At 65.4% G+C, this 14,022-nt stretch carries 14 protein-coding genes; 4 read left to right on the forward strand and 10 right to left on the reverse strand.

The window, feature by feature from the left end; all coding sequences use genetic code 11:
- Positions 1–23: 23 nt before the first annotated feature.
- Positions 24–1,157, reverse strand: coding sequence for an XVIPCD domain-containing protein (locus C1931_RS18915; RefSeq protein ID WP_234412849.1), 1,134 nt, complete (start codon positions 1,155–1,157; stop codon positions 24–26).
- Positions 1,158–1,189: 32 nt separating this feature from the next.
- Entirely contained in the window at positions 1,190–1,594 is a 405-nt protein-coding gene (locus C1931_RS18925) for a hypothetical protein (protein WP_108757430.1), read from the reverse strand.
- Positions 1,595–2,427: 833 nt separating this feature from the next.
- On the opposite strand from C1931_RS18925, the gene C1931_RS18930 reads away from it, so the two are divergent.
- On the forward strand, positions 2,428–2,775 hold the full coding sequence (locus C1931_RS18930) for a hypothetical protein (RefSeq protein ID WP_108757431.1): 348 nt from the start codon (positions 2,428–2,430) through the stop codon (positions 2,773–2,775).
- Positions 2,776–2,861: 86 nt separating this feature from the next.
- A complete protein-coding gene (locus C1931_RS18935; protein WP_199913894.1) occupies positions 2,862–3,344 on the forward strand; it encodes a cold-shock protein in 483 nt (160 codons plus the stop codon).
- Here C1931_RS18935 and C1931_RS18940 read toward each other — a convergent pair.
- From C1931_RS18940 to yidA, 3 genes are all read right to left on the reverse strand, one after another.
- Positions 3,255–3,638, reverse strand: a complete 384-nt coding sequence (locus C1931_RS18940) for a hypothetical protein (RefSeq protein ID WP_343125575.1) — start codon at positions 3,636–3,638, stop codon at positions 3,255–3,257. The two genes, C1931_RS18935 and C1931_RS18940, sit on opposite strands and share 90 nt — an antisense overlap.
- Positions 3,639–3,992: 354 nt before the next feature.
- Complete coding sequence (locus tag C1931_RS18945; RefSeq protein WP_108757433.1) at positions 3,993–6,311, reverse strand: TonB-dependent receptor; 2,319 nt, start codon at positions 6,309–6,311, stop codon at positions 3,993–3,995.
- Positions 6,312–6,818: 507 nt separating this feature from the next.
- Entirely contained in the window at positions 6,819–7,652 is an 834-nt protein-coding gene (gene yidA, locus C1931_RS18950; protein WP_108757812.1) for a sugar-phosphatase, read from the reverse strand.
- Positions 7,653–7,819: 167 nt separating this feature from the next.
- Here yidA and C1931_RS18955 point away from each other — a divergent pair, with 167 nt between their 5' ends.
- Positions 7,820–8,482: an exopolysaccharide biosynthesis protein gene (locus C1931_RS18955; protein WP_108757434.1), complete on the forward strand. Its 663-nt coding sequence runs from the start codon at positions 7,820–7,822 to the stop codon at positions 8,480–8,482.
- Between the two features lie 375 nt (positions 8,483–8,857).
- Here the strand turns inward: C1931_RS18955 and C1931_RS18965 are convergent, their stop codons facing one another.
- The 4 genes from C1931_RS18965 to C1931_RS18980 form a co-directional block, all read right to left on the reverse strand.
- On the reverse strand, positions 8,858–10,168 hold the full coding sequence (locus tag C1931_RS18965; RefSeq protein WP_108757435.1) for a sorbosone dehydrogenase family protein: 1,311 nt from the start codon (positions 10,166–10,168) through the stop codon (positions 8,858–8,860).
- Entirely contained in the window at positions 10,161–10,601 is a 441-nt protein-coding gene (locus C1931_RS18970) for a DUF2231 domain-containing protein (RefSeq protein WP_108757436.1), read from the reverse strand. The genes C1931_RS18965 and C1931_RS18970 overlap by 8 nt, the downstream gene beginning before the upstream one ends.
- Before the next feature lie 360 nt (positions 10,602–10,961).
- On the reverse strand, positions 10,962–11,321 hold the full coding sequence (locus C1931_RS18975) for a hypothetical protein (RefSeq protein WP_108757437.1): 360 nt from the start codon (positions 11,319–11,321) through the stop codon (positions 10,962–10,964).
- Positions 11,322–11,420: 99 nt separating this feature from the next.
- Complete coding sequence (locus C1931_RS18980; RefSeq protein ID WP_108757438.1) at positions 11,421–11,789, reverse strand: hypothetical protein; 369 nt, start codon at positions 11,787–11,789, stop codon at positions 11,421–11,423.
- A gap of 322 nt (positions 11,790–12,111) precedes the next feature.
- Between C1931_RS18980 and C1931_RS18985 the strand changes: the two genes are divergently transcribed.
- Positions 12,112–12,783 carry a VOC family protein gene (locus tag C1931_RS18985; protein WP_108757439.1) on the forward strand — a complete coding sequence of 224 codons (672 nt, stop codon included), beginning with the start codon at positions 12,112–12,114 and terminating at the stop codon, positions 12,781–12,783.
- A 1-nt stretch (position 12,784) separates the two neighbouring features.
- Here the strand turns inward: C1931_RS18985 and C1931_RS18990 are convergent, their stop codons facing one another.
- Positions 12,785–14,014: a TPM domain-containing protein gene (locus C1931_RS18990; protein WP_108757813.1), complete on the reverse strand. Its 1,230-nt coding sequence runs from the start codon at positions 14,012–14,014 to the stop codon at positions 12,785–12,787.
- Between the last annotated feature and the right edge of the window lie 8 nt (positions 14,015–14,022).

Genomic DNA, 14,022 nt, shown 5'->3' on the forward strand with positions numbered 1-14,022 from the left:
ACGAGTTGGACCCTAGGTAGGAACTATCGAGAGAGCGATGGCCCGTCTTGCCCCTGAACCTGTCGCTCCGGCTGTTGTTCGATTCGCGTAGATTGAGATTGACTTAACCCATCAACCCGAAGAAGCGACTCAGCTTCAGGTGCGCGAAGCGCATCCAACGTACTCATTCCGGCGCGACGATGGGAGGGATCATTCATTGTGCCTTCCACTACGAACACCCGCTCACCGCGCGCCATGCTTTCTGTTGGGTTGTTCAGCGCGACATGGTCAACCCGAGAAAGACCCTCTTCCTTAGCGAGCACTAGAAGACTCGCTGACATTCGCTGACTCGACTCGTCCCATGATTTTCCATGTTCTGCATCCAGGCGTTCCACACCCTCTTTGATCTGCAGATACAGAGCTTTATCCGCGGACCCAAGTTCCTTCACTGAAGCAATTCCCTGTTGGCGTGAACCGATTCCCTCGGTGACAGTGCCAGCTCCTTCCGCGACTTCACCACGTCCGATGTCCGGCTCCGGCTCCGGTCTGCGACGCTGCCTTGGCGCCACGTGTTGATCATAGTGCGCACCGTAGTAAAGCTCATAGTTCGCATGAGGGCCCACAGATGGCACCTCGGTCTTGAACACCTGAGCGATCTGATCAAGCGCTTCGTTACGATTGATCCGCCCAGCCTGCAGCTCTGCGGCGATGGCCCCGTATTGCCGAGGCCTATCTCCGGTGCCTGACACGCCAATGTCGGCGCCGCCGGCTGCGACAATCTCCCGCTGAACTTGCACATTGCTGAGAGTTGCAGCAGCCTCGCCCCGCAACAGGGTATTCACGTAGGCCCGCTTGGAAGTTGGATCGAGATGCTCGGAAAAGTTATGGTGTCCGACTTCATGAGAAAGAGAGCGGGCAATTCTGTTGCCCTGTCCGATTGCATCCTCATCAATGACAATCTTCTCACCAGGCACCAGGTAGGTACCGCCACCGGAACGTCCCCAAACGACTTCCAAACCGTCGCGTTCGACCTGCGCGAGACCTTCTCTAAGGGTCGCTGATTTGGCCAGTAGCGACACCAACGAGGGATCAGCGAGAGGAGATGCCGGGCGGGATGCGGCTTCCGGGCGACCGTCTTCCTGCTGCTGCGGCAGTCCAAATTCTTCACTACGATTCATGCTGCGATTCCTTCGCCATGGAAGAAAGTGGTTCAGCGCCTGCTGACCGACACATAGGTCACCGTCTTATGGTCGGACGCGAGACCAAGAACTACCTTCGCACCACTCACATTTGCTGACCAGTAGGGTCGCGAATCGGGCGCATCAGGGCGGGCCGGATACATTGTGAAGCCATCCCACAGGGGGCCATCCAGGACAATGCTCGGCAGCGCGACGTCGAACGTGAGGTTCGCATGGCTAGGTTCATCAGTTGCGCTTCGCAGTGAGATGTTCCGGATTTCGAGCGTGCCCAGCGCTCCACGCTCTGCTGTTCGCTCATCCCTTAGACCCTCACGCCTCACATCTCCCAGCTTCGTTTGAAGCTGCTTGCCCAACGCCTCGAAATCGTCAAGGCGCGTGGCAGACAACCGCTCGATGTCGTGCTTGAATCGATCCATTCCCAATTCACTCCTTGATTCGACAGATTGCCATTGATTCGGATGATCCGTTGAGGCCGGAGTCATGCCGGTTGAGCAGGCTGCCAATGCCACGACCGATGAAGCCACGAAGTAGCAGCGACCCGCTGCGGTCCAGATGTGATTCATAGTTCCGCCCGTTGATTAACAGAGCACTTCTCGAGCCATGTATCCATGAAAGTGCGTCGGGCACAAGTCCAACGTCTCCCGAATCTAGCACGGCATTTGCATGCCCCAGATGATGTCTGCGGGTTCAAATACCCGCTGTGACTTGGCTCGCACTTCGTGCCTCCCCGGCAACACTGCTGAAAGTTGGTGTCGTCGATAGACCGATCATTGCGAGGCAGCGCCTAGGTCGTTAGGCGCTTGCGTTACCGCTTGCGAGGCAATGTCGCGAATGCCACGGAAAGAACGTTCAAATCGTGAAGCGCTCCAGTTTCCCGATGAACCGCTGAAAGCCTTGCGCCCCAAACTTCTCACCGCGCAATCGCACTATGCAACAATTCTGAAAACGTCTCTGCCATTGGCGGGTTTGCCCCGCAGCCCTTGGCATTCCCAACAGCATCAGGCAACTCTGGTAGCGCCACCGACAACGGGTGGCCGGGCGTCGAAAACCCGAGTTCTAGGGACGTTGTTTACGCTTGTCAGCCGGCATCACCGCGCGTGGTGCCGGCTGGCAATCCGTCTGCCGGCTATGGCGGACGGTGCGTGGGGGTCATGTACCCGCCGGTTGCGTCCCTAGTCCGGTTTTCGAGCCACGCATCGTCCGCCACCTTTATCGGTGGCGGCTTCTGCCTGCTTGCACGGAGCCTGCCATGACCACACCGCACTGCCCTCCCCCGCGCCCTATCCAGGAAGCGGCCGAACCCGCCCCGGACCCCACCAGCCTGCTGGCCATCCTGCGCAGCGTGGACGGCGGCGTTGCCGCTGACGGCCAGCCGTGGCCGGAGCGCCACCCGCTGCGCAGCCGGCAGATCGCCCTGTGCGACGCCGACTGCGCCCTGGCCGGGCAACGCGTGGTGCAGCAACTGCTGTTGGCCGCCGAGCGCGCACGCCAGAACGGAGATCCTGACCAATACGTGGGCGACCGCGTGATGGAAGGTCTGGCGATGGCAGCGCTGGCGTTGAACAGCTTCATCCAGGAGCGGGTGCGGCCGCAATGAGGGCGCGCCTGCTTGCCGCGGTGGCCGCGTGCGGCGTGGTGGCGGCCACGGTGTGGTGGCAGTGGCCCGCGCCGCCCGAGGACCAGGTGCACGCCTACACCACCTTGCAGGACTTCGATTACTCGCTGCTGGAAGGCGATGCACGCGGCCTGGCCACGGCGAAGGGCCGGCAGGGGTTCGACTTCCATACCGAGGATGGTGGCGCTGCGGCTTTCCAGGTGCGCTGCAAGGGCGTGGTGGTGATGGATGTGCAGAATGCCCCGCCGCTGGTGCTGATTCGCATGCCAGCCGATGCGCTGTGGCGCGCGCCGGATATCGCGCAGCTGCATCGGCGTTTCCAACGGTGGCTGGGGATCGCGCCGGGTGATGTGGTGGGCGCTGGCGAGCCCTCGTGGGTGCAGGCGCGGATTCTGCGCATGCAGCGAGGGGTGCCGGATGATGCGCGGTGTGTGTTTGGGGTGGATGTCGGCGCTTCGGGGTCAGAGCCCTTTTCTGCGAAAAGGGATCTGACCCCGGGTGGCGCCCCGGCTGGCGAGCGCGGCCAGGCGGCGGCTGACCAGGCCGTATAAGTCCTGCAGTTCTGCGGCGCGTTCGGCGGTCATGTTGCTGCCGAACAGCACGCGGCCCAGGGCGTTGGCGTGGCTGTCGTGGGGGTGGCGCTGGCGGGCGCGGTAGACCTGCTGGAACACCAGCCAGGCCAGGCGCAGGCCGCCGCCGGGCAAGGGCCGCACCAGGCGCTCGTAGGCCTGCCAGAACTGGTACTCGGTCTGCAGATCGACCTGCGGGGCTGCATAAGGCACCGGACGCGGGCGTCCGTGGGCGCGCGGGCGGGTGGGCAGGAACACGGGGTCGGGCTGGGCCATGCGGACAGCATGCGCCGGCAACATTGTGGGAACCTTGCGTGGGTGCGGCCGATCGCGTGAGGGGTCGGATCCCTTTGCGGAGCAAAGGGCTCTGACCCCGGTCGACCCCGGTCGCGAAGAGCATCCACGCGTGGCGTGGATCTACTGCCCGCGATTCGACGCGTGAGGGGTCGGATCCCTTTGCGGAGCAAAGGGCTCTGACCCCGGTTGCGAAGAGCATCCACGCATGGCGTGGATCTACTGCCGGCGCCGCAATCTGGTAGATGCCAACCTTGGTTGGCATGCTTTTCGGTGCAGGGAACATTGCGCGTGGGGTCAGAGCCCTTCCTGCGGAAGGGATCTGACCCCGTCCGTTCAGAACGCGATGGCGGTGCTGAACATCACCTGCCGGGGGGCGCTGCGCTGCAGGGTCTGGTAATCGCCCGAGAACGACGAGCCGGCGATGGTGGCGGTGCCGATGTTGTTGCGGTTGAACAGGTTGCTGATGTCCACGCGCAGTTCCAGACCGGGCAGCACGCTGCCCTGCCCCAGCGTGTAGGCGGCATAGGTGTTTACCTGCCAGAAGGTGGGCACGCGGATATCGTTCTGGTACGTGAAAGGCTGGCGCAGGTACGAGGTGCTGGTAGCACCCACGCGCCAGTCACCAAAGTGCGCCGACAGATCGCTTACCAGCGACACCTGCGGGTAACCGGGCTGCGCATTGCCCTTGATGGGATACACGGTATCGCCCACCACGAAATCGCTGTCGTAGTACGAACGGGCCACCGCCACGCCCTGGTAGAACTGCAGGTGATCGCCCAGATCGGCGGTGATGCCCAGGCCCGCGCCGATCACGTGCATCTTCGGCATCAGCCGCACGGTGTTGATCTGCGCGAACTGGGTGCCGACGGCCGCAGACAGCAGCCGGTTGCGGATATCGCTGTAGAACACATCGCCGTTGAGCGTGAGCCGCTCGAAGCGATGGGTGGCGCCCACGGTCAGGTTCCAGTTCTTTTCCGGCCGCAGGCTGCCAGCAATGCGGTCGAATTCTTCCTGGTCGGTCACGGTCCATGCCGAGGCGGTGTAGCCGATGTTGCCGCGCTGGGCCACGCGGTAGCCGTTCATGCCGCTGGCCAGATCGATGAACGCGTCGGTTGCTGCGCTGGGGCTCCAGAACAGCGAGACATGCGGCAGGAAGTTGCTCTTGGCGCGCAGCGCGCCGTACACCGGGCGGTCCGGGGCGTCACCCAGGCCACCGCCTTCGGTGCGGAAATCCACCGCCTTGAATCCCACGCCCAGCCTCAAGGTGTCGCGCAGCGCGATGTCATCGTGCAGGTAGAGCTGCCGCGAACGGGTGACCCAGCGCGAGGCGTTGTCGGTCTGGAATGCGGGGCCGTACACATCGAACGGGCCGGTCGCCTTCAGCGGTGCGCCCTGCCCCAGCAGCGGCTGCTGGTACCAATCGGTGCGGGCCGCGGCCTTGCTCTGTTCCTGCCAGACGCCAGCGGTGAACGTGTGTGCGCCGGCTTCAAGCTGCAGATTGGCCATGCCGCCCAGACGGTTTACCCGCGGGGTCTGCACCTGCTCGGAGAACGGCGCGCCATTGGGCGAAGGCACGGTGGGGTCGGCCAGGGTGGCCTGGGTATGGCTGTTGGCGTTGTACAGCTGCACGTTGCCGCTGAGTGCCGGGGTGATCTGGAAACGGTGGTTGATGGACGCAATGCGGTCGCGGGTGATCTGGCCGGTGTCGTAGGGAATCAGTTCGGACAGTTCGCCGCAGGTATAGGCGCCGCAGGATGCTTCCGCGTTTTCCGGCGAGGCCACGCGGTACGCCCAGGCGTAATCGGGGTAGAAGCTGTCGGCCTTCCAGCCCAGCTTGCGGATCATGTCGAAGGAAATGTTGTTGTAGCCCCAGACCTTGGCCCTGCTGTCTGACACGAACAGGGTGACGTCACCCCAGGCCACGTCCTGCTGTGCCTTCAGATTGCCGCGCAGGAAATCCTGCGTGCCGGCGCCCTGGTACTTGTCGGCCGACACACGCTGCAGGTCCACCATCAGCTTGGGGCCGTGCTCGCCCAGTTGCCCGCTCTGCGCGGAAACCGTGGTAACGAAGGTGCGGTTGCTGCCCACGCCCTGCTTCACCCGCAGGCTGGCGGTGTCCTGCAGATCGCGCAGGCGGTATTCCAGGCTGCCGCCGTTGGCGCTGCTGGAAAACACGTGCACCGGTGCGCCACCCGGGCTGACGGTGATGGCGCCGATGCCATCGGGCACGCCTACGTTCACCACACTTGTGCCGGTAAGCGAGAGAAAGCCGCTGTCGTTCAGTGGCACGCCTTCGAAGGTGATGCCCATTTCATTCATGCGGAAGCCGCGCACGAACAGGCTGGTGGCGGAAATATCCAGGCCCAGGCCGTCGGTGGCGGTGTAGCTGGCACCGGGCACCTGCTTGAGCATGGCCAGGCCGTTGTTGCCGGTCACCATGGCATCGAGATCGCTGGCGTTGATGACGTAGCGGTTGGGGCCGACCACCTGCGTGGGTGCAGTGGCGGCGCCGCGGGGCGTGGCGATCACCTGCAGAGCATTGAGGGTTACCGGGGTGTCGTGGGCGGTGTCGGGGGCTTCGATGGCGTGCGCCGACGAAACAATGGACAGGGCAATGGCCAGCGCAAGGCGCTGCGTGGGTGGCGTGTTCATGGGCGAATCCAGCTGCGTTGGGAAAATGGCGCAGGCGCACGTCCAGCACGGTGCGGCGCGGCGGGCGACGACCTGGCTGGCGGTGCGGTTGCGTTTGGGGGTTCAGGCGCTGTGCGCGCCGGTCAGCTGCAGAGAAGGACGATCATCTGCGGCGGGGTTCAAGGGCGTGATTTCGACGTGCGAAATTCTTGCATCGGTGGCCCGCGGTTGCCATCGCGCCGTGGTACAGCGGCGATATACGCGGGGATAGCCGCGTGGTTGGTGGCGACGCGTAAAGGGGTCGGATCCCTTTGCGGAGCAAAGGGCTCTGACCCCGGTTGCGAACGGCATCCACGCATGGCGTGGATCTACTGCCGGCCCCGCGATCTGGTAGATGCCAACCTTGGTTGGCATGCTTTTAGGTACCGGGAACATTGCCCGTGGGGTCAGAGCCCTTCCTGCGGAAGGGATCTGACCCCGGGCCATGTGCCAACCAAGGTTGGCACCTACCAGAGCCGGGGCGCGTGATTACTGCAGCACGAAGCGCTCGATCGCGCGGGCCACGCCTTCGTCGGTGTTCGGTGCGGTTTCAAAACGCGCCACCGCCTTCACTGCGTCGATGGCGTTGCCCATGGCCACGCTGGTGCCGGCGAACTGCAGCATGGTCAGGTCGTTTTCCTGATCGCCAATGGCCATCACGTTGGCGCGGTCGATGCCCAGGTGTTCGGCCAGGCGCTGCAGGCTGGGCCCCTTGCCAGCGCGGTGGTCGAACACTTCCAGGAAGAACGGTGCGCTCTTCAACACGGCGAAGCGTTCGGTCAGTTCGGCCGGCAGGCGGGTGATGGCTGCATCCAGCACGTCGGGTTCGTCGATCATCATCAGTTTGATGAAGGACATTGACGGCTCCATGTCCTGCACGCGGCGGTACGACAGCGGCACGTGGGACAGGTGCGAATCGATGACGGTGTAGCGGCTGATGTCCTGGTTGGTGGTGTACAGCCGCTGGCCGTCCAGCGCCTGGAAATGCACGCCCAGCTGCCGCGAAACCTGTTCGCAGTACACGAAGTCATCGAAGCTGAGCGGGAACTCCACCACTGTTTCGCGCGTGCCGATGCGCTGCACCAGGCCGCCGTTGCAGGCAATGCAGTAATCGTCATTGCCGGTGATGCCCAGTTCCTGCAGGAACGGCGCCAGCCCGGACACCGGGCGGCCGCTGGTCAGCACGATATGCACGCCCAGCGCGCGCGCCTGCGCAATGGCCTGCTTGGCGCGCGCGGTCAGCTTGTGCGCCGGGTCCAGCAGGGTGCCATCCATATCGATGGCGACCAGTTGGATGGTCGATTGCCTGCGGCCCATGTCCATCAGTTTCATTTCCAGCGCGGGGCCCTCCATTTTAGGCCAGGCCGGCGGCGGCTGCCGTTCTCATGTGCGGTTCAGCCGCGCGCAGCCGTTGGCGGCCATACTCGGCAAGCCTGTGCGCCCCACCGCAGGACGGCCCCCTGACCGCCCTACCCTGGAGATCCAGACGCATGACCTACCGCGCCCCCGAGGCCACCGACACCGCCCCGCTGGCACAGCAGATTGAAGACCTGATTGACGGCCTGCCCGGCCAGCACATCCGCGTGGGCACCCTGCTGCAGGCCCTGGGCGATGAGGGGCTGATGTTGATCGTGATCCTGCTGTCGGCCATTTTCCTGATTCCGGTATCCATTCCCGGCCTGAGCACGGTGTTTGGTGCGTCCATTCTGTTGATTGGCCTGAGCCGCGTGCGCGACCGGCCGCTGTGGGTGCCGCAGCGCCTGGCGCAGAAGGAAGTGGCCACTGAAAAGCTGCGCGCCAATCTGGGCCGGGCCCTGAAGTGGGTGCATCGCATGGAGCGCCTGTCGCAGCCGATGCGGCTGGCGGTGATGGTGCGCTCGAAGAAGATGATGCGCGTGAACAACGTGGCGCTGGTGGTGGCCACGCTGCTGCTGATGGCCCCGGCCGGGCCGATTCCCTTCAGCAATACGCTGCCCGCGCTGGCACTGATGTCGTTTGCGATTGGCTTCATCCAGCGCGATGGCGCCGCGGTGGCGGCCGGGTATGCCTTCGTGGTGGCCACGATGGTGTACTTCGGCGTACTGCTGGGCGGCGTGGGGTTTGCCGCCGAATCGGTGTTCAGCGGGCTGCGCGCGAGCGCCGCCGAACTGTAGAGCCAAGCCATGCTTGGCTGCGCTTCGCCTTTCGCTTTTCGTAGAGTCGAGCTTGCTCGACTGCTGTTGGCAGAAGCAGTCGAGCAAGCTCGACTCTACAAACGCCAGAGCCAGAGCCAGAGCCAGAGCCAGAGCGAGAGCCACAGCCAGAGCCACAGCCAGAGCCACGGCCACAGCCACAGCCAGAGCCACAGCCAGAGCCACAGCCAGAGCCACAGCCACAGCCACAGCCACAGCCACAGCCAGAGCCAGAGCCACAGCCACAGCCACAGCCACAGCCACAGCCACAGCCACGGCCACAGCCACAGCCACGGCCACGGCCACGGCCACGGCCACGGCCAAAGCAGTCGAGCATGGCTCGACTCTACAATTCCGTTACTTTGCCGAGACCCGCCAGACGACGTCGCCTACGTCATCCGCCACCAGCAGGGCGCCGTCGGCGTCCATCGCCATGCCCACCGGGGCGCCCATCAGGGTCTTTTCATCCTTCGATGCAAACCCGGTCACCACCGGTTGCGGGCGGCCGGTCGGCTTGCCGTCCTTGAACGGTACGTACACCACTTCGTAGCCGCTCAGCGGTGAACGATCCCAGCTGCCGTGTTCGCCGATGAAGGCGCCGCCGTGGTACTTCGCGGGCAGCGACTGGCCGGTGTAGAACAGCAGGCCCAGCGGCGCCACGTGCGAGCCGATGGCGTAGTCGGGCTTGATCGCCTTGGCCACCAGATCGGGCCGCTGCGGTTGCACGCGCTCGTCCACGTGCTGGCCGTAATAGCTGTAGGGCCAGCCGTAGAAGCCGTCTTCCTTCACCGAGGTGAGGTAATCGGGCACCAGGTCGGCGCCGATTTCATCGCGCTCGTTGGCCACCGCCCACAGCGCGCCGGTGCTCGGCTCCCAGTCCAGGCCGGTGGGGTTGCGGATGCCCGATGCGTAGATGCGGCTGCCACGGGTGGCCACGTCCACTTCCAGCACCACGGCGCGGCGGTATTCAACGGCCAGGCCATTTTCGGTGATGTTGCTGTTGGACCCCACGCCCACGTACAGCTTGCCGCCATCGCGGCTGGCCAGCAGTTCCTTGGTCCAGTGGTGGTTGATGGTGCTGGGCAGATCGGTGAACTCATGGCCCTTGTCGGCCATGCGGGTGGCGCCCGGCACGTACTGGTACTGCATGATGTTGCCGGTGTTGGCCACGTACAGCGTGTTGCCGATCAACTGGATGCCGAACGGCGAATGCAGGCCTTCGATGTAGACGTGCTGGGTCCAGGTATCGGTGCCCGGCGTGCGCCGCAGCAGGGTGACCCGGTTGCCGCCCTTGCCGGCCTTGCCCGAGCGCGCCTTCACCTTGCCGGCAATCCACTGCTTGGGCGTGGTGACCGGTTCTTCGCCGGGGCCATTGCCTTCCACCACCAGCACATCGCCATTGGGCAGGGTCAGCAGGCGGCGCGGGTGCTGCAGGTTGGCGGCAATGCGCTCGATCTTCAGGCCTTCGGCCACGGCCGGCGCCTGGCCTTCGGCCCAACCCACGCCCTTGGGCACCTGCATGGGCGGCATGAGGAAGTTGGCCGGCTTGGGCAGCGGCGGCTGCGGACCGGACTGGTCGGCCGGGTGATATTCGGCCTTGCCGGCGCAGGCGGCGAGCATGACGGCCAGGGAAAGGATGCCCAGCGTGGGCAGGATGCGCTCAGCCATGACGACCTCCCTGCAGCACCGGGGCCTGCAGTGACAACAGGATGTAGCCGATCGCGATCAGGGCCACGGTCAGCGCGGACAGCACGGTGCCCGGCACGGCCACCGCATAGGCGTCGCGGCTGTGCACGAAGGCGTTCCAGATGGCCAGCACGATGGCCAGCAGGTTCAGCACGAAATCCACACGGTCCACGCCGGTGGCGGTGCCGTTGCGGCGCCACACCGCGAACAGGTTGATCAGGCGCGGAATGATGGCGATCAGCAGGCCGAAGGTGATCAGCCAGGCGGCGGACTTGCCCCACATCACCTCGGCGGTGTTGAGGTAGAGGATGTCGAAGATCAGCGCGGCAACGAAGAAGCCGAACGGTATGGGATTCAGCAGGCTGAAAAGCGTGGTGCCCGGGCCGCGATGGGCCTGGGCGACGGGGTTGACCATGGTCGTGCTCCGAAGGGGGAAGGACTGCACGGGCCGTAGTAGCACAAGCGGCCGGGAGGCAACGCGATGATGGCGGCTGGGGCCACGCCGCGCTTGGATGGATGTGCCGGGACAGGCCCGGCGCACACCGGTGGATCCACGCCATGCGTGCATGGGCCGAGCCGGGCGGTGCGGGGCTGCTTGGCCTTGGCATGCCGGGCGCTGCGTGGGTGCTTGGCTTGGAATGCCGGGCGATGCGTGGCTGCTTGGCTTTGGTAGAGTCGAGCTTGCTCGACTGCTCTTGGCTACGGCAGTCGAGCAAGCTCGACTCTACGAAGGGCCGGAGCAGTCGAGCAAGCTCGACTCTACGGCTGCGTGTGATCAGGGAACATAGACCAGGTGCAGGGTGTACGCGAAGCCGCCTTCGGCTTCGGTGATGTCGACATGCATCACCAGATCGCTTCGCCCCTCTCCCTCCGTGTACAGATCGACAAGGACCTGCCAGTGCTTCCCATACCACTGGCACACCGAGGATTCCCAGCTCGTCTCCGGCAGCGGCACCAGGGTTTCGCCGTAGTCCTGAAGGATGCCGGTGATGGCCTCCCACGTATCGGCGGTGCGCAGGTACACGTTTGCCGTCTGCGGCGGGCGGCCGGCTGCGATTTCGTTGGCCATCCAGGTCAGGACGGGGCGGAATGCCGCATCCACGGGGCCTTCGCTGGTTGGGTCTTTGCTGACCATCTGTAGTCCTTCAGAGGCAGATCGCATGTTTGGCGCGGACGGTTCGTGCCAACCAAGGTTGGCACCTACCAGGCTGATGGGCGCCCGATGGGGGCGCGATCAATCGAACGTCAGGCTGGCGCGGCGGGCGGTGCGCAGCGGGATGAACAGTGCGGCGGCGAACACCACCAGGAACGGTGCGGACAGGATCGCGGCATCGTTGCTGCCGAACGCGATCAGGTTCAGGTGCAGGTCGCCAATCCATTCCAGCCGCATGAACACCAGTATCAGGCCGCCGAAGGTGGGGCACGGCAGGCCGCCGTGGCCGGCCATCAGCAGCGTGGGTGACAGCAGCGCGGCCAGGAAGGCGAAGCCCGCCCGATACAACCACGGGTTGCCCTGCCAGCGCGGCGCACGCCGCCACATCAGCACCAGCAGGGCCAATGGCAGCAGCGGTGCCAGCAGCACCAGCGCCAGGATCATGGCCATGCGGTTTCACCCGCGGCGCGGTGTTCTGCCATAAGACCCTGCATGCGCTTCTCCTGTAGACGTCCTTGAGCGGTGCATTGTTGCGGTTGTGGCCGCCAGTGCAAGCCCCTGTCGCAACGCGTGGCTGCGGACGGCTTGTGCCAACCAAGGTTGGCACCTACCAGAGCGTGCGGCGGGGCGCGGTTGTGGACGGAGAGTGCCAACCAAGGTTGGCACCTACCAGAGCGTGCGGTGGCGGCGTAACGATTCGTTGCGCGGGCGATGACGCTGGCGAAAGGTGCGCGGCGCTACACTCGCCCCAGTGCTTCATGGAGGATCACGCATGCGCCTGCTGCATCTCACCCTGCCGGTCTCGAACGTCGAAACCGTGGCGGACTATTTCCGCGATGTGCTGCAGCAGCGCGTGGTCGGGCACCATGTGCATATCGGCTGGAGCACGATCGACCTGCAACAAGCGGGTAGCCACGCCACGGGCGGCGTGCACCTGGCCTTCAACGTGCCCGACAACCGCTTCGCCGAAGCGATGGCGTGGCTGCGCGAACGCACGCCGCTGCAGCGCAATCCCGAGGGCATCGATTACTTCGCACTGGAAAGCAACTGGCAGTCGCAGTCGGTGTATTTCACCGGGCCCGACGGCCTGATCCTGGAACTGATTGGGCGCAAGCGCCTGCCGGCCGGTACGCATACCGGCGCCTTCCACGGCAGTGAACTGCAGTGCCTGAGCGAGGTAGGCCTGGCCAGCGATGATGTGGATGCGGTACGCGCCGACGCCAGTGCACGTTTCGGCCTACAGCCGCTCAGTCCGCCGTCGGCGCAGTTCGCGCCGATGGGTGATGACGAGGGCCTGCTGATCGTGGTGGCCGCCGACCGCCGCTGGTTCCCCGAACAGAAAGACCTGCCCAATGCACAGGGCCTGGTGCTGCAGATCGGTGGGGTGGCCGGCAACGGCGAACTGCACGACGACGCGCGCGGATGGCGCGTGCACACCGTCTGATCTACCAGCTACCCGAGGCACCACCGCCGCCACTGCGCCCACCACCACCGCTCCAGTCGCTGGACGAGGACGAACTGGACGACGAGCTGCCCCAGCCACCGCGGCGGTCGTCATCATCGTCGTCACTGCGTGTGCCGGTGCCCACCAGCATGGCCACGGCCCAGCCCATGTAGCCCACGGCGCCGAACACCAGCAGCAGCGCTTCGGTATCCAACCGGTCCGGCTGCAGCAGTGCCCACACCAGGCCCGCGCCCATTACCGTGCCAAGCAGCAGCACACGCAGGGCGAAGCCACGCCGGCTTTCCTGCCAGCGGTCGCGACCCAGGGTCAGCGGGAACCACAGCACCACTGCGGCGATGCCTGCCAGGAAGTACAGGGCCACATGCACGAACAGCCCGGGGAACACCCCGCGCGTGGCGAGCACGGCCACGCTGATACCGATGCTGGCGACCAGCAGGCCCCACAGCGTGCGCCGCAGCGACGAGCTGCGCCGCCACCGGTGCCCGCAGACCCACGCCAGTGGCACGGCCATTGCCAGCAAGAACAGCATCGGCACGATCTGCCGCGGCGCCCACGCCGCGGTTGCCAGCCCGGCCAGCGCGATCAGCGCCAGCCAGTGCAGCGGGCGGTACCACCACCGTCGCACCGGCACGGCTGCCGCACGCCCCTGCCAGCGGCCCAGCGCGAACCCGGCCATCAACGCCAGCAGCAGGATCGTATCCATGCCCTGCCAGGCCAGATCCAGCAGATGGTTGCTGCGCGGCGGTGGCAACGGCTCGCCGTCCACCAGCCCCGCCAGCAGCGCGCTGCCGTCCAGCACGCCCTGGTCCAGATCGCCTTCGCGGAAGCGCGGCAGGATGGCGTCTTCGATGATGCGCTTGGCGTAGGCATCGGGAATGGCGCTTTCCAGCCCATAGCCGGGCTGGATGCGCACGTGCCGGTCCTGCACGGCCACCAGCAGCAGCACGCCGTCATCCACGCCCTTGCGACCCAACTGCCACTGGTCGAACACGCGCTGCGCGTAGGCCTCGATGCTTTCCTGGCCGGTACTGCGCACCAGCAGCACCTGCAGTTGCGCGCCGCCCTTGCGGGCCTGCAGCGCGCGCGCCTTCTGTTCCAACGTGGCACGTGTGGCCGGGCGCAGTGCACCGGCCGGGTCGACCACCGGGCCATCCAGCGGCGGCACCTGCACCTGCGCCCAGGCCAGCAGGGGCCACAGCAGCAGGAGCATCAACAGGC

The sequence above is a fragment of the Stenotrophomonas sp. YAU14A_MKIMI4_1 genome (assembly GCF_003086855.1).
In the GTDB taxonomy this organism is placed as follows: Bacteria; Pseudomonadota; Gammaproteobacteria; order Xanthomonadales; family Xanthomonadaceae; genus Stenotrophomonas.

Excerpts from the sequence above, each read along its gene's own strand:
- C1931_RS18970 (WP_108757436.1), bottom strand. The coding sequence starts at position 10,601 with ATGGTCAACCCCGTCGCCCAGGCCCATCGCGGCCCGGGCACCACGCTT.
- C1931_RS18965 (WP_108757435.1), bottom strand. The coding sequence starts at position 10,168 with ATGGCTGAGCGCATCCTGCCCACGCTGGGCATCCTTTCCCTGGCCGTC.
- C1931_RS18990 (WP_108757813.1), bottom strand. The coding sequence starts at position 14,014 with ATGCTCCTGCTGCTGTGGCCCCTGCTGGCCTGGGCGCAGGTGCAGGTG.
- C1931_RS18925 (WP_108757430.1), bottom strand. The coding sequence starts at position 1,594 with ATGGATCGATTCAAGCACGACATCGAGCGGTTGTCTGCCACGCGCCTT.
- C1931_RS18975 (WP_108757437.1), bottom strand. The coding sequence starts at position 11,321 with ATGGTCAGCAAAGACCCAACCAGCGAAGGCCCCGTGGATGCGGCATTC.
- C1931_RS18945 (WP_108757433.1), bottom strand. The coding sequence starts at position 6,311 with ATGAACACGCCACCCACGCAGCGCCTTGCGCTGGCCATTGCCCTGTCC.
- C1931_RS18940 (WP_343125575.1), bottom strand. The coding sequence starts at position 3,638 with ATGGCCCAGCCCGACCCCGTGTTCCTGCCCACCCGCCCGCGCGCCCAC.
- C1931_RS18955 (WP_108757434.1), top strand. The coding sequence starts at position 7,820 with ATGACCTACCGCGCCCCCGAGGCCACCGACACCGCCCCGCTGGCACAG.
- C1931_RS18915 (WP_234412849.1), bottom strand. The coding sequence starts at position 1,157 with ATGAATCGTAGTGAAGAATTTGGACTGCCGCAGCAGCAGGAAGACGGT.
- C1931_RS18980 (WP_108757438.1), bottom strand. The coding sequence starts at position 11,789 with ATGGCCATGATCCTGGCGCTGGTGCTGCTGGCACCGCTGCTGCCATTG.
- C1931_RS18930 (WP_108757431.1), top strand. The coding sequence starts at position 2,428 with ATGACCACACCGCACTGCCCTCCCCCGCGCCCTATCCAGGAAGCGGCC.
- C1931_RS18985 (WP_108757439.1), top strand. The coding sequence starts at position 12,112 with ATGCGCCTGCTGCATCTCACCCTGCCGGTCTCGAACGTCGAAACCGTG.
- yidA (WP_108757812.1), bottom strand. The coding sequence starts at position 7,652 with ATGGACATGGGCCGCAGGCAATCGACCATCCAACTGGTCGCCATCGAT.